Source organism: Thermococcus fumicolans (genome assembly GCF_055386755.1).
Genome location: NZ_AP042424.1, coordinates 412,544 through 438,662, shown reverse-complemented (window position 1 = coordinate 438,662; position 26,119 = coordinate 412,544). Strand labels below are relative to the sequence as shown.

Genomic DNA, 26,119 nt, shown 5'->3' with positions numbered 1-26,119 from the left:
TTAGAACAGGCACTCAAACCGGTTTCTGGTGGGGGAAAGGAAAAACCAAATAAAAACTTTTTGGCCCTAGCCCAAATTTTAAATATGAAGGGGAGAAAATTCTACGGTGATACCATGTTCGTCGGCCACTACAAGGACGTTCCCGAGGAGGAGACCGGTTTTGAGGGGGTCACCATAAGGTGGCTCGTCTACCCAAAGCTCGGAGCTAAGAACTTCGCCATGCGCTACTTTGTTCTCAAAAAAGACGCCGAGATACCGATCCACCAGCACGACTGGGAGCACGAGATCTTCATCATGAAGGGGGAGGGGATAATCACCAACGGCAAAGAGGAGCACCATGTTAAAGCCGGGAACTTCCTCTACGTCCCGCCCAACGAGCCCCACGGGTACAAGGCTCTGACCGAGACCTTCGAGTTCCTCTGCCTCATCCCGGCGAAGAAGGAAGCGGTTCCTGAGGAGAAGTGGTGATCAGAGGTTTCCCCGCCCCGGGAGCTTCCTCGCCCTCCTTCTTACCATATAGATGTCCCTCGACCTCCTGAGCTGGGAGACATGTCTCTCCGACGGTTTTTCCTCTTCCTCCTCGAGGAGAACCCTGACAAGCTCGTAGCCAAGGAAGGCCATTAGGGACAGGAAGAGCACCGTTATCATTAGAGGGGTGTAGTAGTAGAGCCTGCCGACGTAGGGAACCACGAAGAGAACCTTCCCCACCACTTGATCCGGGTAGACCCTCCAGGGGTCGGGGTACTTCCTGTTGTCGCCCCTGGTGACGTAGTAGAGCCCCCCGGATTCATCGTGAGCGATTCCCACGACGCGGTGGGTTATGTGGTAGCTGCTTTCCCCGAGGTCGAGGCGGTAGAGGATGATGTCGCCGGGCTTTACGTGGTGGGTGGGATAGATCACAACGAGATCGCCGGGGTTGATGCGGGGCTCCATGGAGTCAGTCAGTATCACAACGTACTGAAATCCGAACGCGAGGTGGAGAACAGCGACGAAGATCGTGAAGAAGAGGATAGAGGCCGAAAAGAAGGAAAGAATTCTGGAGCGGAGGGTCATTCAGGGGCCTCCAGATCAGCTAGTTATCTCCTGGCCCTGGTAGATTACCTCGACGCTATCTAGTTGTGAGATATCAACCTTGGCACCGTTATCAAAAGAATCTATGTCCACATAGTAGTTGCCGTTGGTGTCCTGGCTAACCGATCCACTGCCAGTAGCGAGGGAATTTCCGTTACTGTCTAAGAGGTGAACGTATACCACAGCATTAGTCTGGACGTCATTTCCGGTTAGATATACCTTAACCCCAGTAACCTGCGAACCATCCGAGCTCAGGTGGAAGTTCACATGGGCAGTTACATCTAGAGCGGTAGGAAACTGTTTACTGTTGGAACCAAGGTTCTGCAGGTTTATGTTAATGCTCGGCACTGCCAGCGCTGCACCGACCATCAGGAAAACCAGCGCGCCCAGCAGGGGCAGGGCCTTCTTAAGCTTCCCATCCATTTAACACCACCTCGATTGAAGTCATCCCCAGGTTTTACGAGCATTCAATATTTAACGTTTTTCCCATCTGTTGTTGTAAAATTTCCAATGGGTATGATTAATCCCTGCCAACCTCCCAAAAGATCATGAAAAGTATCCAAAGTTCACGGGGGGCCTTAGGGAGGTTACAACGAACAAACCGGGCAAATGGAGAAATCTCATCCAAGCCCGCCGAGGAGGTAGGTGGCCGTCGCCCTAGTAACTTTAGCCTCCAAGAGCTCGCCGGGTTCGCCCGAGTCGAGGATTATGTCCTTGTAGTTGAAGGTCCTGCCCTCAACCCCGCCCTTCTTTCCGGAACCGTGAACGAGCACCTCAACCTTTCTGCCCACGTAGGACTGGTTTATCTCGTAGGCTATTGCAAGGCGGAGCCGGTGCAAAAGCCGGGAGCGCCCCTTGACCTTCCATCCGGGCAGTTGCTTCCACTTTGCCGCTATCGTGCCCGGCCTCCTGCTGTAGCGGGAGACGTTTATCTTGTCAGGCCTCACGCGCTTCACGAGCTCAACGGTGTTCTCGAAGGCCTCATCCGTCTCCCCGGGAAAGCCGACTATTATGTCCGTGTTGAGGTTTAAGCCAGGGATTTTCCGCCTAAACTCCCGGACAATCTCCTCAAACTCCTCAACGGTGTAGTTCCGCCCCATTCTCCTCAGGATTTCATTGTCCCCGCTCTGAACCGGCAGGTGGAGAAACTTGTAGACCTTCTCGCTATGGTAGGCCTCGATCAGTTCGTCGAGGAACTTGAGGACGTGGTTGGGGTTCATCATGCCGACCCTGACGCGGAAGTCACCTTCAATGGCCGTTATCTCGTCGAGAAGTTCAGCTAAGTTAGCCCCTATGTCGAAGCCGTAGCAGCCGGTGTCCTCGCTTGAGAGCTGTATCTCCTTGTAACCCCTCGCCAGTGCCTCCTTAACCCACTTGACGACGAGCTCCGGTCTGTAGCTCTTCAGGACGCCCCTCGCGAAGCGCGTCGCACAGTAGGTGCAGGCGTTGAGGCAGCCCTCGCTTATTGGAACCACGAAAGCGACGCCGGACTTCCAGAGGCGCGGGAGTTCGAGCTTGTCCAGGTTCCTCTCGCGCCAGCCCTCGACGCTGACGAGTTTTCCACCCTTTTCAGCCACCTCAATGGCCTCTGCTATCCGGTCTATGCTCTTAACGCCGAGGATTCCAGAAACGCGGGGGTCTATGGCGGAGGGGTTGACGTGGGTGAGGCAGCCGGTGACGATTACCCTCTTCCCGGAGTCGAGGAGCTCCTTTATCCTCTCGCGCATGTGCTTTTCCGTAGGATCCTTTACGGCGCAGGTGTTCACGACGACGTAGTCCGCACTCTCCGGTGTCTCGGCCAGTTCATAGCCCGCCCTAACCAGTATCGCCTCCATTATCTCGCCGTCTGCCTTGTTCCTCGTGCAGCCGTAGCTCTCGACGTGAACCCTTACCATCGGATGGGCGTGGGAAGGGGGGTTTAAAAAGTTGAGTGGGCGGAAGTGTTACCATGGGACGCTCTTCCAGCCCATCCTGTAGGCGAAGTAGTTGGCAGACCAGTGGATAAGGGGCGTTAGGATCAGGAGGGCGAGCATCTGGCCGGAGGAGACCGTTTTGACTGGATACGCGAAGGCCAGGGCGCTTATGAGGAACCCCAGCTGGTCAAGCCCTACTGCAGGGTAGCCCCTCGGGAGGTCGAGGCGGCGCTTTATGAAGCTCCCCACGAGGTCGCCGACGAGGGCGCCGAAGGAGAGGAGAAAGGCCAGCAGGAGCGCAGTTTTAAGGGAGCCGTAGAAGCCTGGGGTCATGTAGTACTGAACCGCGCCGATGAGCGTTCCAACCGCGACGCCCCCGAAGAAACCCCTCCACGTCTTCCCGTCACCGAGGATCCTCCTCCCGTCCCTCCAGTTCCTGCCCCCGTCTATCGGCTTCCCCCCACCGAGAACTACGGGGGAGGCGTTGGCGAAGTAGGCCGGGAGCACGTACCAGAAGGCCCAGAGTATCGATGAGAGCGCGCCCATTGATTTCACCGGATCTTGTTAGAGGGGGCTTTAAAAAGGCTTCCGGTGGAAGTCTTTTTAACCGCAGGGAGGACTCCAACCGGGTGAGAGAAATGCCGATGAAGTGCAAGTTCTGCGACAAGCCGGCCTTCATCAAGCTCCACTACCCGAGAATGTACCTCTGCCCCGAGCACTTCACGGAGTACTTCGAGAGAAAGGTAAAGCGAACGATAGAGCGCTACAAGATGCTCAAGCCGGACGAGAGGGTTCTCGTCGTAGTCAGCGGGGGGAAGGATTCCGCCGTAACGGCTCACGTTCTCAAGAAGTTCGGCTACGATATCGAGTGCCTCCACATAAACCTCGGGATAGGCGAGTACAGCGAAAAGGGCGAGGAGTACGCGAAGAGGCAGTGCGAGAGGATTGGAGCCCCGCTCCACATAGTCCGCGTGAGGGAGCTTTTGGGAGCTGGGATAGGTGAAGTTAGGACGCGCAGACCTACATGCTCCTACTGCGGCCTAACGAAGCGCTACATCTTCAACAAGTTCGCCTACGACAACGGCTTCGATGTTGTAGCGACGGGCCACAACCTGGACGACGAGGCCAGCTTCATCTTCAACAACATAATGAACTGGAACACGCAGTACTTAGCGAAGCAGGGGCCTGTGACGCCTTCGGCCTTTAACGGCAAGCTCGTGAAGAAGATCAAACCCCTCTACGAGGTTACCGAGAGGGAGGTTGTTGCCTACGCGCTCGCCAACGGCATAGAGTACGAGATAGACGAGTGCCCCCACGCGAGGGGAGCGACGACGCTCGAATGGAAATCAATCCTCAACGAGATGGAGGAGAAGAGGCCGGGCACGAAAATCAACTTCGTCAAGGGTCACCTGAGGAAGAAGCACCTCTTTGAAGCCGAGCTGGAGGAGGCGGAGCTTAGGGAGTGCAAGGTCTGCGGCATGCCGTCGAGCGGTGAGGTCTGCTCCTTCTGCAGGTTCTGGGGGTTGGAGAAGCCCCTAAACTTTAAATTAGAGCCGTAGTTTTACCATTGCCTCTCTAAAACCCTTTTTGGGGCAGTTTGGGCACAACGGATTTAAACATAGCGGACGAGTACAGTACAAAGGGCCACAGGGGGATGCAAAATGGGACTGAGGGACTCAGTTATGATCGAGCTTTGGGAATCAATAAGGATGGGAGAAACGGTTCTTTTTGAGAGGGTCGGGGAAGGGGACATAGCGTTTGGCCTCTACCAGGTTCTCGGATGGGCCGAGGACAAGGGGTTCCGGGTAATCGTGGTAGACGTGCTCGACTCCTATCCCACTATGGTCTCCAAGATGGGACTCATGGGGATTAAAGCGGAAAAACTATCGGAGATCGAGGTCATAAAGATCGGCGGATCAAGGAAGTTTGGTAGGGTCATAACCCACATAGAGGAGGTGTCGGAACCGGCCATTATGGCAAGGAAATTCAGAGAGGTCTACAGGCCCATAATAGAAGACCCCAACGGGAAAGTTCTTACCGTCGCGGTTGGCCTTGAAAAGCTCTTCGCCGTCTCGGACCTCAGCATCCGCGAGGTTCAGGTTATAGTGAGTCAGCTGGCCGGCTACGTCGGAAGGCCTAACAGACTCGGCATCTACCTTGTGAAGAGGGGGATGCTTCCGGAGGGCAGGGAGTTCGCGGTGAGCTTGTTGGAGGACATAGCCACTACAGTCATCAGAACGGAGAAGAAGGGGCGCATGACTGAGTTCCACATAGTAAAGTCCCTGAACAAGGAGCTGGAGGGCGTGCTCATAAGGATTTGAAAAACATAAAAATTCAGCGGAGCTCCCGGAACCTCAGCCTGAAGCTTAGCCTTCCCTCAACCGGGAAAAGCAAAGTGTAGCTGACGCCCTGCTGGACGAAGTCCCACCCGCTCTCGCTCTGGCTGAGGGTCTTTATCGGGTACTTCCACACCCTAGCTTTTCTATCGAGCTCTATTCTTGCTTTGCCCATGCCATAGGGATCGTCCACCTCGAAGCCCTCTGCCTCAAACTCCCCAGGCTCTTCCATGACGCTGTGGACCGCTAAGTTGAGCTCGACGCCGAAGAGGGCCTTTACTTCGCTTCTGACGGTGTAGTCGACGAAGAAGCCGTCATCCGTGAGGTGGAAGGTCTTCTCCACCCTAGCAGGCCTTCCCGAGACTGTTCCCTCCCTCTCAAGGGAGATACCACCTTCAAAGAGGCCGAAGTCGTAGGCGCCACCGATGAAGTCGCCGAGCTCAATGTACCGGTTCAGCCTGTACTCGTCGAGGGTCGTCTCCGGCTCGATGAAGTGGTCCTGAAGGATGGCCCTGAGGTGGCTGTCGTAAGCTAATTCGCGCCTTATCTCATCCGGAATCTGCTTCCCGAGCTCGTGTATACTCGCTACGCCCTCCCCGCCTTCCTCCTCCGGCGTCGCCGCCTCCGGAACCTCGTGGTAGTGCTCCCAGCGCCTCGCGAGAACGTCGTTGTAGTTGACGGCCTTTTTCTTTGAGCTGAACTCGAAGAGGGCACCGCCGTAGGCGGGCTTGAAGACCGAGTAGAAGTTTTCGTTTTCCAAAAAGACCTCGTCTCTGCCGTCGAAGTCTATGTCGCGGACAAAGTTTCCAGTGGAGACGCGGGAGTTCGCCCTTATGATGTTCTCCCACACTGCCCTGCGGAGGTGTGGGAGGTAAACGCCGCCAAAGACGCCGTGCCAGTAGGCGTCGTTGCACTGGGCCTTGAGGATGAACTTCCTCGCCTCCGGCTTATCCCGGACGAGCTTGCTCACCATCAGCATGCGCTTGTGCATGTAGTTGCTCTCCGGATACTTGAAGAAGAAGTTCTTCCAGATACCACCGCGGACGAAGACGCGGTACCTCTCGAACTGGTTCTGCTCCTTGAGCCTCTCCACGAACTCAACGAAGAGTTTCGCCTGCCTCGCTGGCAAAGACCACTCGCTCATCTCGAAGTAGGAAGCTATCGGGAGGTAGACCAAGCCCTTCGGCTTGAACCTCGAGAGGTACTCCGAGTAGAGCATCAGGTTTATCCTCTCGTCACTCGAGACCCCCTCAAAGAACTCCCTCAGCCAGCCCTTCTCGTAGACCCACTCGTACGTCCCGGGCCAGACGCCGAACTTCTCGCCGTCATCGTGGAAGACAGCCACCTTGCTCTCATCGCCGTCCTCGAGGGAGTGGAGGTACTCAAGCGTTTTCTCAACGGGCCTGAAGGGGATCAGGTAGCGGAGTTTCTCATCAATCGGGAAGACCGAAATGACCTCACCGCCGTCCTCCGTGTAGTAGGGCCAGTAGAGTTCCTCCTTCGCCAGTCCAGCGCTCATGAAGTGGTAGTCGTCGACGATGACGTACTCTATGCCCGCCTCGCGGAGGCTCTTCACGAGCTCGGGCTGCCAGACGCGCTCCGTGAGCCAGACACCTTTAGCATCGTAGCCGAGCTTTTTGGAAAAGTCCTTCAGAAGCTTTATCTGCTCCAGTCTGTCCTCCTTTGGGATTGCAGCTAAGACCGGCTCGTAGAAGCCGGCCACTACTATCTCGAGCTGGCCCTTCCTCACGAGCGAGCGGAGAAGATCAAGATGTTCCGGCCTGTTCTCGCTCAACCACTCGAGAAGGGGGCCGGAGTAGTGAACGGCGACCTTCATGTTGGGGTACTCCTCAAGGATCTCCATGAAGGGGCGGTAAGACCTGTCGTAGGCGCTCTCAAAGACCCAGCCGAAGTTCCCTAGGGGCTGATGGTTGTGAATGCCGAATATGAAGTTCACCATCGCGATCACCTCTGCATATCACTAGAAGTGATACTGAGATGGCGGTATAAATACTTTGCTCTCCGGGGCGGGATCAAACTAAACTGAGAAGGTAGAGGGCGAGGGCGACGCACACCTGATTGGAGAAGTTGTCGTCCGGCGGCAACTCATAGAACTCCACCAGCGCTCCCGCCAGGGAGCCGAACAGGGCCGCCTTAACGCCGAGGAGGGGGGTTATGACCAGCAGGCCAGTTAGGAAGTAAGCCAGACTCCCCTCAAGGCTCTTCCCGTTGGAGAACCTGTGCCTCCCAAAGTTCTTCCCCACGATAGCTGCCAGGGCATCCCCAAGCGTCGCCAAAGTTACAGCGGCTATCGCTATCGCGCCGCTGAAGAAGTATATCACGATGAGAGAGGCTAGCGCGAAGTAAATATGGGCTGCAACGCCATCCCTCTCGTGAACCCTCTCTATGTCACGGACGTGCTTCTCCAGAACCTCTATTCCGGCCGCCATGTCAGGGTTTATGAGGCGGAGCCTGAGCTTTATCCTGTCCCTGAGCTCCTCGATTATCCTGAAGGGCTCGAGGACAACGAAGGCCGCGAAGGCGAACGCGATGAAGCTCAGGGTGAAGTCCTTACCGGCCACCGCGTAGAGGGCCGGAACAGTTAGCCCGGTGAGGTGGAGGGCCTTGCGTTTAAGCTCGCTTTTTAAGCCCGTGTTCACGTTTTATCACCTCTAGAGCCTGTACCAGGTTCTTAACGACGTAGTCGGCTTTCTTAACACGCCTACGCTTGAAGTAACCCCTGTTCACGAGTATTCCAACGGCACCTATCGCCCTCGCGCCCGCCATGTCGGTGTCGTCCCTGTCCCCGACAACATAGACTTCTCCATCGGGGAACATGGAGAGGGCCAGCCTGAAGTTGTAGGGGGTGAGCTTCGAGTGCCCGGTTTCCCCGCTTATTATCACGCCATCGAGGTAATCACCTATCCCAAGCCACTTTATCTTTTTCCTCTGCCACCTTGAGGAGGAGTCCGTCACGAGGACGATTTTAGCCCCCATCTCCCTAAGCCCCCGCAGGAAAGGGAGGGCATCCGGGTAGAGTCTGAGTTTCGAGAAGAAGACCGAATCAACTATCTGGATGACCTCCGAGAGCTCTTCCTCGTGGATTCTACCGTAGACCCTCCGGAACACCTCCTCGGCTATCTCATCCAGATCCATGCGGTGGAGGGTCTCGAGGCTCTCGAGCTCGCGGTAGCCCTGAAAGAGCAGGTACTTGATCATCTTGAACTTCCTCTTCCGGACGAGGTAGAAGGCGAGCCTCAATAGGGCGCTCTTTCCAGCCTCCCACGTGTTGCACAGTGTGTCGTCGAGATCCACCATAACGAGCATGACGGTCTTCCACCTGTAGGGGGTAGAGGGAGGGGTTAAAAAGCCTAGCGGCGGCAGGTTAAGTTTAAAAGAGCAAAGTCCAGAGGTTCAAGCGATGAAGGGAGAAGCGCTCGTGCTTGCGGGGATCGGGCTCATACTCATAGGCTTCATGCTGGTGTTCATAGGGACGCTCATCTCGGCCTACGGGGGAGAATCGGAGGTAGAAGGTGGGGGCGTGATAATGATCGGCCCCGTCCCGATAGTCTTCGGAACGGGCAGGGGCGCAACGCTCGCGATGATCCTCGCGGTGATCCTGATGATTCTGTGGATCGTTGGGGCCCTGATAGCAAGGAGGGGATGACGTGGACTATTTAGCAGCCCTGGCCCTTCTGCTCGTCGTTGCCAAGAGCCTGGAATGGCTCCTCGAGAAGGCCGAGGTACATCCAATAATAGCCCACGTGGTTACCGGAATAACCCTCGGACCCTTCATTCTGGGAGTAATTCAGCCGAGCGAGCAGCTTGAGGTTCTGGCGGAGTTCGGGCTCATCATGATGATGCTCTACATGGGGCTCACCAGCAACTTCTCGGCCATAGCCCAGAACACGAAGAAGGCCACAGTGGTCGCGGCACTTGGAGTTCTCGTCTCGTTCATCCTGGGCTTCCTCACCGTCAAGATGTTCGGGAAGCCTCTCTCAGCGGCGATATTCGTCGGGGTAACCCTCGGGAACACCGCCATAGAGGTCACCAGCGGCGTCCTCGTTAAGGAGAGGGTGAGGCGGGAGGTTTCCTCAATCCTCATGGGCGCCGCCTTCGCCGACGATATAATGGCCGTCTACCTCATAGGCATAATAACCGCGATGGCCCGGGGAAGCCTCGACGCCGCTTCCTTCGGAATACTCACTCTCAAAATCTTCGCCTTCATAGGGGCGACTCTACTGATATCCGAGCACGTCTTCAAAAGGGCGGGATGGTTCAAGAACATCGTCAGGAACCTCAACGTCTTCTTCACCTTCACCCTCATACTAACCTTCCTCCTCGCGATAATAGCCGAGAAGGCAGGCCTAAACCAGATAATAGGGGCCTACCTCGCGGGCCTAACGATAAGCAGGCTCCGCGAGAGGAAGGACCCAATGGTAGTGACGAGGATAAAGCTCAACGAGCTCATCGGGGATCTGGAGGTAGTACTCACGGAGTTCTTCATACCGCTGTTCTTCATCTACGTTGGGTTAATGTTCAACCCGCCCGTTGAGAGCATAAGCCTTCCCCTGATAGCGGGCCTCTACCTCGCGGCGATCCTCGGGAAGTTCCTCGGCTGCGGCCTCGGAGCTAGGATCTTCGGCCTTAGCTGGGAGGATTCAGCCCTAATAGGCATCGGGATGGGAGGCAGGGGGAGCCTCGAGCTTGCTATACTGACCTTCGGCCTCAACGCCGGGCTGATAGACCAGGGGCTCTTTGCCAGCGTCATAATCGTCTCCATGCTGACGGCCCTCACAACCCCCCTGCTTTTCAAGGCGTACATTAAGAGGCTGAAGTCGCGGGCAAAAGCTTAAATCCTCAGGCCAAGATGAGACGCTGGTGGGAGAATGAAGTTTCCAGTAAAAGGCGAGGACGAGGAGGCTGTCCTGGAGGAGCTGGAGAGAAAGACGGCAGCTGATTTAACTTTCGATTCTGGAAAGATCCTGGGCTCGATGTGCACCTATCCACATCCATTTGCCGTCAAGGTTGTCCAGCGCTACATTGACAGGAACCTCGGGGATCCTGGCCTTCACGTCGGGAGCCAGAGGATCGAGAGGGAAGCCGTTGACATGCTGGCGAACCTTCTCGGCCTTGAGAAAGGCTACGGCCACATAGTTTCCGGCGGAACAGAGGCGAACATCCTAGCGGTGAGGGCCTTTCGAAATTTGAGCGATGCCGAAAAGCCGGAACTCATTCTTCCGGAAAGTGCCCACTTCTCATTTATCAAAGCGGGGGAGATGCTCGGTGTTAAACTCGTCTGGGCGAAGCTCAAAAAGGACTACTCCGTCGATGTCCGGGATGTTGAGGAGAAGATTACGGACAACACCATCGGAATAGTCGGCATAGCAGGAACGACCGGTTTGGGCGTCGTCGATGATATTCCCGCTTTGAGCGATCTGGCTCTGGACTATGGCCTTCCACTTCACGTGGATGCAGCCTTCGGGGGCTTCGTGATTCCTTTCGCAAAAGCTTTGGGCTACGATATCCCAGACTTCGATTTCAGGCTTAAGGGGGTAAAGAGCGTAACCATAGACCCCCACAAAATGGGCATGGTTCCGATTCCAGCGGGCGGAATAATCTTCCGCGAGAAACGATACATAGACACCATAAGCGTTTTTGCACCCTACCTGGCCGGTGGAAAGATATGGCAGGCCACTATAACCGGTACGAGGCCCGGAGCCAACGCCTTAGCAGTTTGGGCGATGATAAAGCACCTCGGCTTTGAAGGCTACAAGGAAGTCGTTAAAAGGGCGATGGAACTGAGCAGGTGGTTTGCTGCTGAACTAAAGAAAATCCCCGGCATCTACCTCGTCCGCGAGCCGGTTCTCAACATAGTCTCATTTGGGGCCGAAGAGCTGGAAAAAGTTGAGGAAGAGCTGAAGAAGCGCGGCTGGGGGATAAGCGCCCACCGGGGCTACATCAGGATCGTGATGATGCCACACGTGAGAAAGGAGCATTTGGAGGAGTTCTTGAGGGATTTAGGGGAGATTACCCGAAAAGCTTAAATTAATAACGCGATATTAAATATCATGATACTAAAATTTATCGACCGGGAGGATGAGTTAAAGGAGCTCGGGAGGCTCTACTCCCAGGATAGAGCCCACTTTATCCTCATCTATGGCAGGAGAAGGATTGGAAAGACTGAACTAGTCAAGCAGTTCATTAGGAACAGGAACTCTTTCTACTTTCTCGCCAGGAAGGAGCCAATGGAACTTGAGCTTGAGAGGCTTGTTAAGAGCTTCAACAGAAAGTTCAACGTCTTTATTGAAGCGGAAAGCCTTGAGGAATTCTTCAAAAAGATAAAAGGCTTTGGAAAGCTAGTCTTCGTGATAGACGAGTTCCCATACTGGGTTGAGGAGGATAAGTCCACGCCATCAACTTTTCAGTACATCTGGGACGAAATTCTCAGAGATTCAAAAGTCATGCTAATCCTCCTCGGTTCTTCCATTTCCACAATGGAAAGCTTAACGAGCTACAAAAACCCGCTTTACGGAAGGAGAACCGCCCAGATTAAGCTTTCAACGCTGAGGTTTTTCCACTTGAAAGAGGCTTTTCCCCGCTACTCTTGGGAGGATCTTGTAAAGGTGTACGGAACGATAGACGGGATTCCGGCGTACCTCCAGTACTTCGACGACTCGCTGAGCGTCGAGGAGAACATAGAACACAACTTTTACAGGAAGGTCAGCGTTCTCTATGAGGACGCTGAGAGACTGCTCAAGGACGAGCTGAGGGAACCTGTTGCCTACCTCAACATCCTGAAGGCCATAAATGAGGGAAAAACGAAGCTCACCGAAATAGCCAATGAAACAAGGATTGCAGTCACGAACCTGCCAAAGTACCTTAAGACCCTCGAGACACTTGACCTTGTTTACAAAGAGTTCCCAGTGACGATGAAAGAGAGAAGAAAGTTCGGAGTTTACAGGGTTAAGGACTTCTACTACCGCTTCTGGCTCCGCTTCGTCTACCCTTACCGCGACGACATAGAGATAGGCGCAATAAGCTTCGAAGACTTCAAGGAGGGCTTTAACACTTACCTAGGAGAGGTCTTTGAGAGCGTTGCAAGAGAGTTCATGATAAGACTGAACAGGAAGAAAAAAGTGCCTTTCAGGTTCACGAAAATCGGACGGTGGTGGGACAAGGAGGAGGAAATCGACCTCGTTGCAATCAACAACATAAACGGAGATACGGGTTTTTTTGAGGTAAAGTGGAAAGAACTAACGGCTAAAAAGGCAGAGAAGATCCTTCAAAAGCTCAGAGAGAAAGCCAACAGGGTGAACGTTAGCGGGGAGAGATATTATGGGATAATCGCAAAACGCATTGATAACAAAGAGAGCCTCAGGGAAAAGGGATACCTTGCATTCGATTTAGGCGATTTCAACACTGCTATTCAGTAACCCCCTTTATATCAACGTGGACGAAGGCCACCTCTACCTCGGGTAGCTCCTCTATGCGCTTCTTCACCTCCTCGCTGACGTCGTGGGCCTCTTTCAGGCTCAACTCCGGCAGCACCTCGATGTGGAGCTCGACGTGAAGCTTGTTCCCAACGTAGTGCGCCCTCAGATCATGAACACCGAGGACGTTTGGAACGCTTAAAGCGCGGTTCCTTATCTCCTTGCAGATTTCAAAGGGAGGGGCCCTTCCCGTGAGGTAACCGACGTTCTCAAGGATTATCTCGAAGGAAACCTTTACGAGGAAGCCCGCCACAACGAGTCCAGCAAAAGCATCACCGCGGGAAAACCCGAGCCTCTGAAGGCCGAGGCCTATGAGGACGGCAACACTGCTCAGGGAATCGCTCCTATGGTGGTAGGCGTCCGCTATTAAAATCTGACTGTTGAGCTTCCTGCCCACGTAAACGGAGTACCGGAACATGGCCTCCTTGACGAGGATCGAGAGAACCGTGACGCCGAGCATGATCCCGTTTACCTCGATCCCCTCGCCGTACAAAAGCCTCACCAGAGAGTCCTTTCCAATCTCGTAAGCAACGAGGAGAAGAGCCTCACCTATAAGAAAGGCAACCAGAGGCTCAAAGCGGGAGTGGCCGAAGGGATGATCCCTATCGGGCGGTTTTGAGGCCACCTTTATCCCGAAGTAGCCCGCGACGCTCGTCACCACGTCACTGATAGAATGGACACCGTCCGATATAAGGGCTATGCTTGAGTAGAGGAAGCCAACTATGAGCTTCATGAGAGCGAGGATAAAGTTGCCAACGATGGAGACCCAAATCGGCTTGTATACATCCTCCATGATATCACCGACCCTCAGGATTCCACCCAAGCCCCCAAACGTTATTGGGTTTTACCGGATGATTAAAAAAGAGGCGGTCAGTCCGTCACTCCCTCGTCACAGCTCGGACAAGGCTGAAGTCATCATCCCGGAGAAAGTCTGGAGGGAAACTTAAAAAGTTAATCAAAGACCAAGCACAGAGAAGAGGGACAAAAACGTTATTTACTATTATCGCTCTTATCTAAACGGGTGGGAGAATGGGAAAGGTGACTGTTGAGTTAAACGTTCCAGACGAAGTGCTCAGGAACATTGATTTGACTAGATAAGATGAATCGTCGAGAGGGAAATAGAGATCGAGTATGCGGCAAAGAAGCTCTTTGGGAGGTTCAGGGAAGTTGACCTCAAAAAGCTGCTCAGAGAGGTGGAGGATGAATGGACAGTTTAGCCGCCTTTGTGGATACAAACGTGATTATAGAACATTTAGCTGGCAATCTCGACATTCCAGAGGTAAGAGAAAAGTTCAACGTCCTCTATTCAAAATAACATTGTCTTTAGTGAATCTCTCATGGTATACCTCGGGGCCCTAACCAGAGAGAGGCCGTATACCCTTCAAACACAATCCACGGCTCATTAAAGCTCACCAAACCGAACTTAGGGACTTGATGAATTTCTTCGAGCTCTTCAAGGAACTGGAGATAAATCGGAGTGTTGAAGAATTTGCCCTCGAATACATAGCAGAATACGGGTTACTCCCAAACGATGCCCTTATCTTAGCAACCTGCAAATTTTATGAGGTCAGATACCTGATTTCACTTTGATAAAGATTTTAGGGAAGCATGCAAAGGAGAAGGAATAACTCTACTAAGTTCGTATGAGGATATTTCAAAAGTTGCCAAAATGGAAAAGAAAATCTAGCCGCTCAGCGATCACCTTTCCTTCCTCACCGGTCGGTTCGCCCATCAATCATCATCGCGTTAGAGGCTTCTCGGCGGGGTTTAAGAGGCTTCCCATCACTGACTCGCCGTGATTATGAGGCCGACCTTAGAAGTGTCGGTGAGGCACTCGTTGCCGGCTGAGGGGGACAGCTGGAAGGTTACCTCGACCTTGAGGACGCCGTCCACAGGCAGTGATCCCGAGAAGATCTGGAGTTCGCTCATGTTGAGCTCCCTCAGGCTCTTCCCGATGTAGTCAGTCAGAACTTTCTCATTGCCATCCAGGGAGACGAGAAAGTCCTTGATTATCAGGTACTTGCTGAGCTCACCAGCATCGGGGGTTTTGTCGACCAAGGCTTCAGCCTTGCTAAGGGCTCCGTCCTCGGCGTCGGTGACGTTGAAGACCATGGCAACGGAGGAGATATGATAATCACCCCGGTTTTTGACGTAGAATGTAACCTTCCTCTCCTCCCCCGGCTGAAGATCGTCGAAGGAGAAGAGCTTGTAGTCGTCGTAGAACCTGCCTCCGTCCCTACTTATGCCAATGTCAAAGTCCCCGGTGGAGATCTGGTTCCCCTCGGACTTTGCCACGTCGCTGAAGTACGAAACCCCGAACTTCACCCCAGCCAGGAACACCAAGAGACCAAGCATCCCAACAACTACAACCCGTTTCATGTTAACCACCTAAAGTAGTTATCAGCTAAAAATCTGAGACGAAAGCTTATAAAGATTTCTATTAAGAATAGTTAAAAATCAACCTTAGAAGACAAGTGATGAAATCAAAAGAGGATTAAAGCGTCGTAAGGAGCTCCCGAACGGTTCTCCTCACTGCCCCGTAGCTGTTAAGCCTTGGTCTCCAGCCGGTTTTCTTTGCCTTCTCTATGCTCAGGCGCATGAACTTAACATCGCCCTTCCAGCCACGGCCGCCGTCAACGCCGCCGGTGAAGCGAAACTTTGGCTTTAACCCCATCTCCTCACTGACTATCTCCGCAATCTCCCTCACGGTTATCCAGTCGTCGTTGCCGATGTTGTAGAAGTCAACGATCTTGTCGCTTTTCTTGAAGTGCTCGAAGATGTGAAGCATGCCCTCAACCGTGTCGCTCACGTGGAGGTAGCTCTTTCTCTGCGTCCCATCCCCGAGTATCTCAAGCTCCTCCGGGTTTCTGCGGAGCTTGTTGATGAAATCGTAGATGACGCCGTGGTTGGAGCGCTCTCCTATTATGTTGGCCAGGCGGAAGATCAAAGCCCTGAAGCCGAAGGTGTGGGCGTAGCCGCTGATTAAGGCCTCGGCGGCAAGCTTCGCCCCTCCGTAAACGCTTATCGGCTCCAATGGGGCGTAGTTCTCGGGAGTAGGAATAACCTCTGCATCACCGTAAACCGTCGAGGAGCTTGTGAAGACTAAGTATTGAACGCTGGAATCCCTCAGGGCATTGAGCAGGTTGTAGGTTATGAGAACGTTGGTCGCGTAGAGCAGTTCGGGGCTCTGGGCGCCGATTCTAACTTCAGGATTGGCCGCGAGATGAAAGACTACGTCAACACCTTCAACTGCCGTTTTAACGGTTCCGGAATCCCTCATGTCGCCTTTAATGAACTCAAACCTTTCGTTATTGAGCCAGCGTTTGATGTTGTCCAGACTACCTGCACTTAGATCGTCGAGAACCAGGACCTCGTTTCCGGCCTCCATGAGTGCATCAACGAGATGGGAACCGATGAACCCGGCACCACCCGTGACGAGGACTCTCATCGACACCACCGATGAGCCTTTGCCGACTACCTCTTAAACTTTGGGGAAAAGCTTTTTTACTCCGATGGCGGGATTTTCAACCATGAAGGAATTCCATGAGCTTCCAAAGGGGGAGAAGGAGGAAATAATCTCAAAGCTCTGGGAAGCCCTGACGGAAAAGGAGGAGGTTCTCTTTGCCTACCTTCACGGCTCTTTTCTTGATGATGAACCATTCAGGGATATTGACGTGGCCGTTTACGTAGAGAAAACAGTTGGTAGATTCTACGAGATGGAGCTGGAGGATGAACTAAGCAGATTGGTGGGCTTTCCTGTAGATGTAAGGATTCTCAACAACGCACCGGTGACTTTTAGGTTCAGGGCCATCGAAGGGAAACTGCTCTTCTCGAAGGATGAAAGGATAAGGTGTATGTTTGAGGAGATGACGATGGCGGAGTACCATGACTATTCTTATTATCTTGAACTTCACAGGAGGGAGGCCCTTGGAATATGACAGGGAGAGGATTACCAGACTAATGGCCGAAGTGAAGAACGCCCTTCAGAGTCTTTACGAGCTTAGGGGGCTAGAAGAAGAGGAATTTCTGAAAAACCGACATTACATCGCAAGTGCCAAGTATAACCTCCTGGTTGCGATTGAGGCATGTATTGATATTGCCTACCACCTTATCTCGAGAAACAAGTTCAGGCTCCCCCGTGACTATGCGGATTCCTTCAGAGTTCTCAATGAGAGGGGGCTTATTGATGACGACCTCACAAAGCGCCTGATATTAATGGCCCGTTTTCGGAACCGTCTACTTCACCTCTACTGGGAGGTCGACGATAAAATGATCTATCGGATAATCTCGGAGGATATAAAGGACATAGAGGAGTTCCTTTCGAGGCTCAGTGAAGTACTCCAGGAGGGGATGAGCCAATGAAGGTTCTCATAATGGCCGGCGGCTACGCAACGAGACTCTGGCCCATAACCAAGGACAACCCCAAGGCCCTGCTCCCGGTCGGAGAGAAGACCATACTGGATCACATAATGGAGAAAGTTGGAGAGCTTGACCTCGAAACGTACATCTCGACCAACCGTTTCTTCGAGGCCCACTTCCGGCCGTACGCAGAGAAGTATGGTGTTGGATTAATCGTTGAAGACACCCTGCACGAGGAGGAGAAGCTCGGCACGGTAGGGGCCATGAAGAAAGCGGTTGATGAGCTCGGACTGGACGAGTATCTGGTCATAGCCGGCGACAACCTGTTCTCTTTCTCACTTAGGGACTTCCTGCGTGCCTACGACGGGAGAACTCTGATAGCGGTCTACGACGTCGGTGACCTTGAACTGGCCAAACGATACGGTGTTGTCGTCCTCGAGGGCGATAAAGTCATTTCCTTCAGAGAGAAGCCCGCACAGCCTCAGTCCACGCTCATAAGCACAGGGGTCTACGCTTTCCCGAAGGCCGTTATGGAGCGCATAGATGAGTACCTCTCCAACGGAAATAGGGATTCGCCGGGCTATTTCATCCAGTGGCTCCTTGAAAAGGGCGAGGAGATCAAAGCATACCGTTTCTCCGATTACTGGTACGACATAGGGTCGGCGGACAGCTACTTAGAAGCCCTAAAAACCCTCCTCAGAGAGAGCCACATCGAGGAGATCCAGATAAGCCCCTACTCCAAGATAATCCCCCCCGTGGTCATCAAGAAGGGTGCCAAAATCCTCGGCCGCTCTATTATAGGACCGTTCGCCTACATAGGTGAGAACTGCATCATCGAAAACTCGGACGTGAGCGACTCGATAATCTTCAGGGACACCATCATCCGGAACTCCACGATATGGCGCTCCATCATCGACGAGAAGTGCGAGATAAGGAACCTCGAGCTGAAGAAGAGCCTCGTCGGTGGCCACGCGAAGATACAGAGGGGGGATTAAATCGACAGACCAGCATTTAAAATGCTCCAGTCTTCCTGTCCGGCAAAATTATTAATGCCCATTCCTCAAAATCAGCGAGGGGATAATTGTGAAGCCTGCTGTAGTGTTTGGAACGAGGCCTGAGATAATAAAACCGAACACTCACAAGAAGAACTCTCAAGAAAGATCCAATCCTAATGGGTATGCACAAGGAGAACAAACTAAAGGTGTAGGAGTTCACGGTTTATCCCATCACAAACGTTGAATATAAAGAATCTCCTCTACAAAACTAAGAAATAATATGCTCCTAGGTGAAGGCCACATGGAAAATGAAGTTATCCAGACACTTCAAAAGATTGCCAGGGGTACTGGGATAGTATTCGTGGGAACTGTTGTTTCAATGCTTCTTGGGTTTCTTAGTAGAGCTATCATAGCAAGATACTTCTCGACTTCAGAGTACGGTATATTTAACCTTACATTGACTGTACTAAGCATAATCCTTGTTGTTGCCACCCTCGGATTCCACAACTCTCTCCCAAGGGAAATCTCATATTACAGAGAAAAAGAGCCCTCAAGAGTCAAGTATCTCATCTCAACGGCATTAGTCATAATAATCCTGAATGGAATCTTATGGACAATAATCATAGCCTTCGGTTCTGAAATAATTTCACAAACCCTCCACGAGAGGATGTTAGTTTATGCCCTAAAAATATCAGCTCTAGCCATTCCGTTCTGGGCACTAAATACAACACTTGTTTCAATATCCCAAGGGTTTGGGAGAGTCCGAGAAAAGATATACTTTCAGAATATATTCTTTCCAGTAGCTTGGTTGATGTTTGTTGTTCTCTCAGTTCTACTAGACCGTCCATTTAATTCGATATTTTGGAGTTACATCATGACTCATCTTATTACATTCTTTGCTCTCCTCTTTGAAACATACAGGATTGGACTTATCGATATAAAGCCATCGTTCGCTCCAGAACTAGGGAAAAGACTCGTTCTTTTTTCTCTTCCTCTGATGTTTGTTGGAATCCTGAACTTTTTGATGACATGGACCGATACACTGATGCTGGGATATTATAAAGGCTCCGAAATCGTGGGGTTGTATAATGCCGCCTCCCCTCTGGCTAGGCTGATTACAGTGTTTTTAGGTTCTGCATCAGTCATATACTCCCCTATAGTTACCCGGTTATACGCTCACAGGAGAATAGGGCACATGAAGCGAGTTTACCAAATTCTCACCAAGTGGATATTCCTACTCACCTTCCCAATGTTTTCTATCATGTTCCTTTTTCCTGATACCACTGTATCCTTTCTTTTTGGTCAGAGATATAGGACTGCCGCCCATGCTCTCCAAATTCTTGCTCTTGGTTTCATGTTCCACACTTTTCTAGGGTTAAATGGTATGACTCTTATAATAATCGGGAAGCCAAAGTTCAATCTTATTGGAGATGTTTTTGCAGTAGTTTCTAATATATCCCTAAACATTGCTCTAATACCAAGATATGGGACAGTTGGAGCAGCTCTCGCCACGACAATTTCCTACTTTGTAGCCAACTTTTTCAGGTCGTATTGGCTTTATAAGGAAACTAAAATCCATCCCTTCAGCTGGAGCTACATGAAGTCCTTTGTAATTAGCTTTGCTTTGTTAGGAATTGTAAAAGCTATGAACTTAAAAGTGGACAATATCTGTTATGTATCTTATATTTTAGTCGGATTCTTGTCCGTTTATTATACTTTAGTCTTATTAAGTAAAAGTATTGACCGAGAAGAGATAAAATTGTTACTAAATTCCCTTTAGTTTTAAAAGTTCTATAGCTTTTCTGAGTTTCTCTTCTCTTACATTCCCTCCATAATATTCCGAACTAACATAATCCGGTTTCCTCCTTGCAAACTCCGAGTTCCTTTCAAAGATTTCCACAAGAACTCGGCCATCCATATCATTTGGAATTGGTAGGCCAAAGATATGGAGTATTGTCGGAGCAATATCAATTATTTCTACTGACCCAACTTCATGCCCTCTTTTAATCCCCGGGCCATGTACAAGGAGTATCCCATCCATGTGGTGGGTGCCAAAAGGGGAGAAAATTTTCTCAACCACTGGGGCATTTAAGTCTAATGACGTTGTTATGCTGTAGCCTCTTTTTAATAGGAACACAATATCAGGAGCTTCATTTAAATATGGGCCAGAATACACTTCCTCTTTTTTATAAATAGCTTCAATAATAGAGTCTCCTGTTTCAGGATCTTTAAAGTCTAGCAACTTCGAGATTAGTTCCTCTCTGATTTTTTCGTATTCTTCCTTATCTTGAACTTTTTCGCGATTAATTGATAGATATTGAGATGCCCCAGTAAACAAGATTCCAGGATAAACAGCGCTTTCACCAAGGTCTATTTCTACAGATGAAGGAGGAAGTTTTGATTTGATAGATACGGGAAGATATTTTCTTATCCACTCAAGTCGAAGTTTTCTTAGGAGTCTCAGAACAGAGGTTTGGGTAATTCCAAGCTTCGTTAAAATTGATCTTTTTGAACCCCCTATATGGACACTTTTCTTTTTAAGCTTAACATATCCCATTTCGTAGAGCCATTTGGTTATGTTAAAAGACTTTTTAAACTCACAAAAACCATGGTCAGACATTAAAATGACGATGGTGTTCCATGGAACAACCTCAAGTATATTACTAAGACTTTTGTCTATTTCAGTATACACTCTGAGTAGTTTCTCTTTATTTTGAAACTGTTTGTGCTGAACTACATCCGTAGCTCTAAATAAAACAAAGAAAAAGTCCCAGGGATAATTTTTCATTAAATGTACAACTACTTCTGTTCTCCTTTGTATTGTTTTTATAAGCTCACTTATAAAGTCCTCAGTATCCCATTTGGTTTTAACTACTTTAGGATCAGGTTCTACAATGTATTCAAGTTTCTCCAGATCCTCCAATATCTCGGGGGGATATACATAGTCTTTAGCATCAGGTGGAGTGAGCATCCCTGAGACCATTATACCGTTAATCTTTTCAGGGGGATATGTGACTGGGTGATTGAGTACTATTGATTTTTTACCCATGAAACTTAGATAATCCCATATCTTTTTTGATTTTATATCAGAAGACCTGACAATACGAACTTTCCCCGTTTTGTTATCAACTGTTACAAAGTTATAAATACCCAGTTTGGCGGGATTCTTACCAGTGGCAAATGAAGGCCAGGCAGGGACAGTAACGGGGGGAAGAGTGCTCTTTAGGATTCCCCAAGAGCTTTCGTTGAGAAGCTTTTTGAAAGTCGGAAGTTTGCCTTTCTCCACAAAAGGAAGAATCACGTCCCATGTGGCACCATCTAAACCAACTACTACAACCTTAACATTAGACATAACACATCACCCAAAGGCCTTATAATATACATCTAAGATTTTCTTCATAACGAACTCCCACGTAAACTGCTCCGCGTACTTCCTAATCTTCTCCCTGTCCCACTTTTTCTCGAGGGCTATTAAAATTTTCTCCGCCAAACACTCAGGGTCGGCTGGTGGACAGAGCAGACCGTAGTCTTCGGAGGTTACTATCTCCTCGCTACCGCCGTTTATTGTAGCCACAACTGGAGTACCAACTGCAAGAGCCTCGAGAACAACTACACCAAAACTCTCACTCAGACTCGGCAACACAAACAAATCAGCAGTGTTCATCCAGTATTTCAATTCTTCATCAGGAACAAAGCTAAGTAACTTAACATGGTTCTGGAGTCCGAACTCGTTTATCCGCTGTTGCAGCTTATCTTTTAGGGGGCCTGAACCACCAATAAAACACAGGACATCATCCCTCTTCTTAACAATGGTTTTCATGGCCTCAATCAGATAATGGAATCCCTTTCTTTCAACAAGTGCACCAAGGGTAAAGATAACCTTAGAGTCCACTGGAAGTTTCAGGTGTTCCCTCGCGGTTATTTTGTCCATTATGGGCAAACGCTCGGGATTAAACCCGTTGGAAATCGAAAAAACGTTGGTATTGAACTCTCTAAGAAGGGGCACGTCCTTTCTGTTAACTCGTATCAACGCATCAGCATTCCGCCACGTCCAGTATATTTTTTCATTTCTCGACTTGTATTCCTCCAAAAGCCAATCCCGGTTTTCGTGTAGTGTGATGACTACCGGCACGTTAAACTTCTCCCCAAGTTTAACCGCGGCATACCCGCTCGGCCAAGTAAAGTGAGCATGTATCAAATCAAACTCAAGCCCGTCCTTCTTAATCACCCTCAAAGCGGATTTAAAGAAGTTATCTCCCAACTTCTTCCTGAAGTAACCAATGGGGACATGTAAAAAGCGCGGAAAAAAGACGCGAACGTTACCGTATTCGTAGTCTTTAAGTATTCTGTTCGTCCCCCACGGCTGGGGGGAGATCACGTAAACGTTTTTGAAATGTTTCCTGAGCTCTTCAACCTGCTCCTTGACGAAGATTCCACCGTAGTGCCTGCCATCTCTGTCGGGATAGGAGTTCGTAAGTATCAGGAGAGTTTTATTCGAAAAAGATGAGATACTACCCATTTTTGTCCACCTACCTGCCTACTTCGTCCACAGAGTGCGCATCACTCCCCCTTACAAAATTCACCCCTGACCAGCCAGCAAGCTTGATCCATTCTTTCGGAGGGAGCTTGTACTTCCCGTTTATCTCCAGCAACACATCGTGACGCTCCATAAGACGGAACACCTCCATGAGCTCCTCACGTTCAAGTTTATAGCCTTTCTTTCTGAGAAAAAGCCCAGGGTGGGCCCAGGTATTCACGTGGGGATTTTTTATCACTTTCTTCAAACACTCAAGATAGAGCCCTCTATCATTGGGAAAACTATGGAAAGCGAATATTGGGTAATCAACATCCTCAAAAAGACTTTTCTCAACGTCAAGGGTGCAGTCGGGGAGGACCTTTGCTTCAAAACCACTCAGAATTATGAGTTCAGGGGACTCCTCTCTCGCCCTTTCAATGTCGCTTAAGAACTCATTAAAGTCATAGCTGAGGTTTTTCCTTACGTGCTCGGTGAAGGCTATCAGTGGGAGGCTAATCTCTTTAGCTCGGGCACACATTTCAAAGACACTGTTTTTGCCGTCAGTGTAGCTGGTGTGAACGTGCCACTCACCGACAAGGAGATACTCCCTGTATTTCATCCAAGTCTTCATATCTCAACCACCCCATCGCCAATCCCAACCCCACCCCAGTACCTTAAAAGCCTCGCACCCCATCTTATTCTAAACTCTGGCAACTCCTCGCCAAGAGCGAGCTTGACGGCCCCGTAGATAATGTTTGCACCAGCTATGGTGGATAGAACCATCGTGCCCTGGATCCTTGGGTTAGACTCAATTATTTTAGGAACCCCGTTTGAATCCTCCTTAAATTGAAGTCCATGAGCGTATTCAAGACCAATCTCCGCGGTTAATGCACGGGAAGACCCTATTATGTCATTTCTACTTTCAACGGTCCCTACGAAAGTTATGCCCGTCCTTATCACATCTCTCCTCCTGGGAACTACAGCATAAACCCGATCTTTAGAGGAGAGTATGTCCACACTGTACTCTCTTCCAGGCAGGTATTCCATCACAAGGAGCTCCGGGAACTCATCCCCAAGTATGCTATGGAGTTCTTCAAAGGTTATCTCAGAACTGTCCGGCTTCGTCTCAAAGAACTTCTTTTTCCTGTCCATCTCTCGATAAACCACTCTAAACCCCCGCATACCGCTCGAAACTGGAGGCTTTACCACGAATGGAAAACCAAGCCTATCAACCGCCTTTTCAAGCGAATTCCAATCGCTCACAAGGTAAAACTCAGGATAGGGCACTCCAAGCCTTTTGGCCACCTTCAGGAGACTATACTTATTGTTCGCGTTGGCTATCGCCATGTAATCTGAAACCGCAACTTTGGTCCCAATTCTCTCGAAGTCTTTCCTATGTTTTGCAAGGGGAAAGAGCTCAGCCGTCACCTGAGGAAGAACTACGTCGACATTTTTCTTCTCGCAGATATCCAGTAGGACAGGTATGAATTCATCCTCCGAAGCAGGTGGAACTCGATAAAATTCATCACACAGATATTTGCCAACTACTTCATCTTTCATATCCACACAAATCGTGGTGATTCCTCGCTTATCCCAGTTCTTCTTGAGAGAGTACAGTGTCCCACGGATTCCTGGAGCCCCAGCACCGGTTATAAGAACCTTTAGATTATCCATCTTATCACCTCAAACGCCTCTGCATACCTGACCCTCACCTGAACACCTCTCGTCCGTGCCCACCCTCTTATGAAATCCTCTGAAAAATAAGGACGATTAAGGGATATCTGACTCTGGTAATGGCTTAGGAGGGCTATCTTCCGGTCAATATGCCTCTCCTCAAGCCTGACGAACAGCTGAGTGTTGAACCTAACGTGGTTCCATGGCAACTCGTAGCTTATTATTGAGGCGCTGTTCTTGAACGCCCTCACCATCTCCCAAGCGACAACCTGATGGTCTTGGTGGTAGTCGTTGAGGGACGGTCCGATCACTAGATCCGGCGAGTACTCCTTCCTTGTCCTGACGAGCTCCTCAAGAACCTCCTGCCTGTGTTCCGGGAGATGCCTTACCCTAAAGTTAAGAATCCTGTACTGTTCACTCTTCAAACCAAGGTCACTAATGACAGACAAGAATTCCCTCCTTAAGGCGTCTCTGGGTATCCCCGGGGGCAGCGAGTCCTCCGCAGTAGAAAATACCACCCAGTAAATCTCATGCCCCTCTTCCAAGAATTTGACCAAAGTACCACCGGCACCAAGCTCTACATCATCAGTATGAGGAGAGAGGAACAGGGCCCTCATTTCAACAACCCCCTATAGAGTTTTGTAAGTTTAAGTTCTTCATTGTTCCAATTCCAGTGTGTCTTTAATACTTCATAATCAAATGGTTTAAAAAATCTCACACTACATATTGCCCGTCTCAGACTCTTTACTGAGTTCCACTCCACGGCCACACCACACTTACACTCACGCACAAAATCCTCGTTCAGGCTGTCTTTGTTAACTATGACAGGTATACCCATAATGCTGGCCTCAAACACTTTCATTGAGATTCCTCGCTTGACATTATCTCTATTTGGAAAAACAGAGAAGACCGTATCACAGAGTAAATAGTAGTTTGGAATTAGCCTATAATCAACGTTTCCAATGAACTCAATATCCAGATCAGGGTATCTTTCTCTCACGATTTGCTTTAATTTTCTGGTAGATCTACCTTCCCCAACCAAGAGCACCTTGTACTTTTCAGGTTCGTGTTTTATGGCTTCAAAAAGAGCTATAAAGTTAGAAACCGTCCTTTGAGGACCAATGAAACCTATGGTGAATTTATCCGGCTTTTTTAGGTTTAATTTATCAAATCTCTCAAAAAACCCAACGTCAGGGACATTCCAGATTGTTATGATCTTTTCTGGGGGAGTTCTCTCTTTTATGTAGTATTCCCTTAATCCCTCATGTACTCCTCCAAGGGACTGAGTTGCAACAATAAGCTGATTAGCATGTATGGCAAAGATCAAATCAATTTTTCTCACAATACCACGAAGAACTTTTTGGAGAAAGCCAGCTCTCCCTTCCATTGAGAAAAACGTAAAGTAAAGATCATGAACATCATAGACCCATCTAATGCCCTTTAAGAGCTTTAGAACGAACCCTAGAACAGCGGTATCGAAGTCATGGGTGTGAACCACATCAGGTTTTAGCTTTAAAATTAGCATAAATGCTTTCAGATAAAAGAGGGGAAGCTTAAGCACCATTGCCGAACCGTATGTGGCACGCGGACCGAGTCTTATCACCTTAATCCCATCTACCACCTCTTCTTCAGGATACCTTCCCTCCCTGTCCCACGCAATAACATAAACCTCATATCCAGCCTTAACCAAGCTCTTAGCCTCTTTGTAAACCCTAGGATCGGGTTTAAAGGGATTGCTAACGGTCATTACTACCTTCATAAG

Annotated in this window: 28 protein-coding genes; 12 read left to right on the top strand and 16 right to left on the bottom strand. The window is 50.1% G+C overall.

Going from position 1 to position 26,119, the window contains the following annotated elements:
* The first annotated feature begins 114 nt into the window (after positions 1-114).
* Positions 115-468 (top strand): cupin domain-containing protein, encoded by a 354-nt coding sequence (locus tag ACZ5AM_RS02400; protein ID WP_464915899.1) that lies wholly within the window; start codon positions 115-117, stop codon positions 466-468.
* On the opposite strand, the gene ACZ5AM_RS02395 is transcribed toward ACZ5AM_RS02400, so the two are convergent.
* The 4 genes from ACZ5AM_RS02395 to ACZ5AM_RS02380 form a co-directional block, all read right to left on the bottom strand.
* Positions 469-1,053, bottom strand: a complete 585-nt coding sequence (locus ACZ5AM_RS02395; RefSeq protein ID WP_464915349.1) for a signal peptidase I — start codon at positions 1,051-1,053, stop codon at positions 469-471.
* Between the two features lie 15 nt (positions 1,054-1,068).
* A complete protein-coding gene (locus tag ACZ5AM_RS02390; RefSeq protein WP_464915348.1) occupies positions 1,069-1,494 on the bottom strand; it encodes a hypothetical protein in 426 nt (141 codons plus the stop codon).
* 197 nt (positions 1,495-1,691) lie between these two features.
* Positions 1,692-2,966, bottom strand: a complete 1,275-nt coding sequence (locus ACZ5AM_RS02385) for a tRNA (N(6)-L-threonylcarbamoyladenosine(37)-C(2))-methylthiotransferase (protein WP_464915347.1) — start codon at positions 2,964-2,966, stop codon at positions 1,692-1,694.
* 48 nt (positions 2,967-3,014) lie between these two features.
* On the bottom strand, positions 3,015-3,530 hold the full coding sequence (locus ACZ5AM_RS02380; protein ID WP_464915898.1) for a CDP-2,3-bis-(O-geranylgeranyl)-sn-glycerol synthase: 516 nt from the start codon (positions 3,528-3,530) through the stop codon (positions 3,015-3,017).
* Between the two features lie 98 nt (positions 3,531-3,628).
* Here ACZ5AM_RS02380 and ttuA point away from each other — a divergent pair, with 98 nt between their 5' ends.
* Together ttuA and ACZ5AM_RS02370 are read left to right on the top strand one after the other, a co-directional pair.
* On the top strand, positions 3,629-4,543 hold the full coding sequence (gene ttuA / locus ACZ5AM_RS02375; protein WP_464915897.1) for a tRNA-5-methyluridine(54) 2-sulfurtransferase: 915 nt from the start codon (positions 3,629-3,631) through the stop codon (positions 4,541-4,543).
* Between the two features lie 102 nt (positions 4,544-4,645).
* Positions 4,646-5,305 (top strand): DUF257 family protein, encoded by a 660-nt coding sequence (locus tag ACZ5AM_RS02370; RefSeq protein WP_464915346.1) that lies wholly within the window; start codon positions 4,646-4,648, stop codon positions 5,303-5,305.
* Positions 5,306-5,318: 13 nt separating this feature from the next.
* Here the strand turns inward: ACZ5AM_RS02370 and ACZ5AM_RS02365 are convergent, their stop codons facing one another.
* The 3 genes from ACZ5AM_RS02365 to ACZ5AM_RS02355 all read right to left on the bottom strand — a co-directional run bounded on the left by ACZ5AM_RS02365 (position 5,319) and on the right by ACZ5AM_RS02355 (position 8,647).
* The gene (locus ACZ5AM_RS02365) at positions 5,319-7,286 is read right to left on the bottom strand and encodes an alpha-amylase/4-alpha-glucanotransferase domain-containing protein (RefSeq protein WP_464915896.1); all 1,968 of its coding nucleotides are present in this window, start codon (positions 7,284-7,286) and stop codon (positions 5,319-5,321) included.
* 67 nt (positions 7,287-7,353) lie between these two features.
* Complete coding sequence (locus ACZ5AM_RS02360; RefSeq protein ID WP_464915345.1) at positions 7,354-7,980, bottom strand: diacylglycerol/polyprenol kinase family protein; 627 nt, start codon at positions 7,978-7,980, stop codon at positions 7,354-7,356.
* On the bottom strand, positions 7,952-8,647 hold the full coding sequence (locus ACZ5AM_RS02355; protein WP_464915344.1) for an HAD family hydrolase: 696 nt from the start codon (positions 8,645-8,647) through the stop codon (positions 7,952-7,954). Before ACZ5AM_RS02355 ends, ACZ5AM_RS02360 begins: the two co-directional genes overlap by 29 nt.
* A 94-nt stretch (positions 8,648-8,741) precedes the next feature.
* Between ACZ5AM_RS02355 and ACZ5AM_RS02350 the strand changes: the two genes are divergently transcribed.
* From ACZ5AM_RS02350 to ACZ5AM_RS02335, 4 genes are read left to right on the top strand one after another with little or no spacing between them, the layout of a single operon-like run.
* Positions 8,742-8,987: a TIGR00304 family membrane protein gene (locus ACZ5AM_RS02350; RefSeq protein WP_464915343.1), complete on the top strand. Its 246-nt coding sequence runs from the start codon at positions 8,742-8,744 to the stop codon at positions 8,985-8,987.
* Between the two features lies 1 nt (position 8,988).
* Complete coding sequence (locus ACZ5AM_RS02345; protein ID WP_464915342.1) at positions 8,989-10,176, top strand: cation:proton antiporter; 1,188 nt, start codon at positions 8,989-8,991, stop codon at positions 10,174-10,176.
* A gap of 33 nt (positions 10,177-10,209) precedes the next feature.
* Positions 10,210-11,367, top strand: coding sequence for a tyrosine decarboxylase MfnA (mfnA, locus tag ACZ5AM_RS02340; protein ID WP_464915341.1), 1,158 nt, complete (start codon positions 10,210-10,212; stop codon positions 11,365-11,367).
* 24 nt (positions 11,368-11,391) lie between these two features.
* Positions 11,392-12,756, top strand: a complete 1,365-nt coding sequence (locus ACZ5AM_RS02335) for an ATP-binding protein (protein WP_464915340.1) — start codon at positions 11,392-11,394, stop codon at positions 12,754-12,756.
* On the opposite strand, the gene ACZ5AM_RS02330 is transcribed toward ACZ5AM_RS02335, so the two are convergent.
* Positions 12,746-13,606, bottom strand: coding sequence for a cation diffusion facilitator family transporter (locus ACZ5AM_RS02330; RefSeq protein WP_464915339.1), 861 nt, complete (start codon positions 13,604-13,606; stop codon positions 12,746-12,748). The two genes, ACZ5AM_RS02335 and ACZ5AM_RS02330, sit on opposite strands and share 11 nt — an antisense overlap.
* 641 nt (positions 13,607-14,247) lie before the next feature.
* Here ACZ5AM_RS02330 and ACZ5AM_RS02325 point away from each other — a divergent pair.
* Positions 14,248-14,403 (top strand): PIN domain-containing protein, encoded by a 156-nt coding sequence (locus ACZ5AM_RS02325; protein ID WP_464915338.1) that lies wholly within the window; start codon positions 14,248-14,250, stop codon positions 14,401-14,403.
* Positions 14,404-14,595: 192 nt separating this feature from the next.
* Here the strand turns inward: ACZ5AM_RS02325 and ACZ5AM_RS02320 are convergent, their stop codons facing one another.
* Positions 14,596-15,192 (bottom strand): TasA family protein, encoded by a 597-nt coding sequence (locus ACZ5AM_RS02320; protein ID WP_464915337.1) that lies wholly within the window; start codon positions 15,190-15,192, stop codon positions 14,596-14,598.
* Between the two features lie 115 nt (positions 15,193-15,307).
* A complete protein-coding gene (locus tag ACZ5AM_RS02315; RefSeq protein ID WP_464915895.1) occupies positions 15,308-16,261 on the bottom strand; it encodes an NAD-dependent epimerase/dehydratase family protein in 954 nt (317 codons plus the stop codon).
* Positions 16,262-16,325: 64 nt separating this feature from the next.
* Between ACZ5AM_RS02315 and mntA the strand changes: the two genes are divergently transcribed.
* From mntA to ACZ5AM_RS02295, 4 genes are all read left to right on the top strand, one after another.
* Positions 16,326-16,751: a type VII toxin-antitoxin system MntA family adenylyltransferase antitoxin gene (gene mntA / locus ACZ5AM_RS02310; protein ID WP_464915336.1), complete on the top strand. Its 426-nt coding sequence runs from the start codon at positions 16,326-16,328 to the stop codon at positions 16,749-16,751.
* On the top strand, positions 16,741-17,175 hold the full coding sequence (gene hepT / locus ACZ5AM_RS02305) for a type VII toxin-antitoxin system HepT family RNase toxin (protein WP_464915335.1): 435 nt from the start codon (positions 16,741-16,743) through the stop codon (positions 17,173-17,175). Before mntA ends, hepT begins: the two co-directional genes overlap by 11 nt.
* Entirely contained in the window at positions 17,172-18,167 is a 996-nt protein-coding gene (locus tag ACZ5AM_RS02300) for a sugar phosphate nucleotidyltransferase (protein WP_464915334.1), read from the top strand. The genes hepT and ACZ5AM_RS02300 overlap by 4 nt, the downstream gene beginning before the upstream one ends.
* Positions 18,168-18,468: 301 nt before the next feature.
* Positions 18,469-19,947, top strand: a complete 1,479-nt coding sequence (locus ACZ5AM_RS02295; RefSeq protein ID WP_464915333.1) for a flippase — start codon at positions 18,469-18,471, stop codon at positions 19,945-19,947.
* Here ACZ5AM_RS02295 and ACZ5AM_RS02290 read toward each other — a convergent pair.
* The 6 genes from ACZ5AM_RS02290 to ACZ5AM_RS02265 are packed head-to-tail and all read right to left on the bottom strand — an operon-like array spanning position 19,933 to position 26,116.
* Positions 19,933-21,519, bottom strand: coding sequence for an alkaline phosphatase family protein (locus tag ACZ5AM_RS02290; RefSeq protein ID WP_464915332.1), 1,587 nt, complete (start codon positions 21,517-21,519; stop codon positions 19,933-19,935). The genes ACZ5AM_RS02295 and ACZ5AM_RS02290 overlap by 15 nt on opposite strands.
* Positions 21,520-21,525: 6 nt before the next feature.
* On the bottom strand, positions 21,526-22,686 hold the full coding sequence (locus ACZ5AM_RS02285) for a glycosyltransferase family 4 protein (protein WP_464915331.1): 1,161 nt from the start codon (positions 22,684-22,686) through the stop codon (positions 21,526-21,528).
* Between the two features lie 10 nt (positions 22,687-22,696).
* Complete coding sequence (locus tag ACZ5AM_RS02280) at positions 22,697-23,314, bottom strand: PHP domain-containing protein (RefSeq protein WP_464915330.1); 618 nt, start codon at positions 23,312-23,314, stop codon at positions 22,697-22,699.
* Positions 23,311-24,357, bottom strand: a complete 1,047-nt coding sequence (locus ACZ5AM_RS02275; RefSeq protein ID WP_464915329.1) for an ATP-grasp domain-containing protein — start codon at positions 24,355-24,357, stop codon at positions 23,311-23,313. The genes ACZ5AM_RS02280 and ACZ5AM_RS02275 overlap by 4 nt, the downstream gene beginning before the upstream one ends.
* A complete protein-coding gene (locus ACZ5AM_RS02270; RefSeq protein ID WP_464915328.1) occupies positions 24,345-24,974 on the bottom strand; it encodes a PIG-L deacetylase family protein in 630 nt (209 codons plus the stop codon). The genes ACZ5AM_RS02275 and ACZ5AM_RS02270 overlap by 13 nt, the downstream gene beginning before the upstream one ends.
* On the bottom strand, positions 24,971-26,116 hold the full coding sequence (locus ACZ5AM_RS02265; RefSeq protein ID WP_464915327.1) for a glycosyltransferase family 4 protein: 1,146 nt from the start codon (positions 26,114-26,116) through the stop codon (positions 24,971-24,973). Before ACZ5AM_RS02265 ends, ACZ5AM_RS02270 begins: the two co-directional genes overlap by 4 nt.
* Between the last annotated feature and the right edge of the window lie 3 nt (positions 26,117-26,119).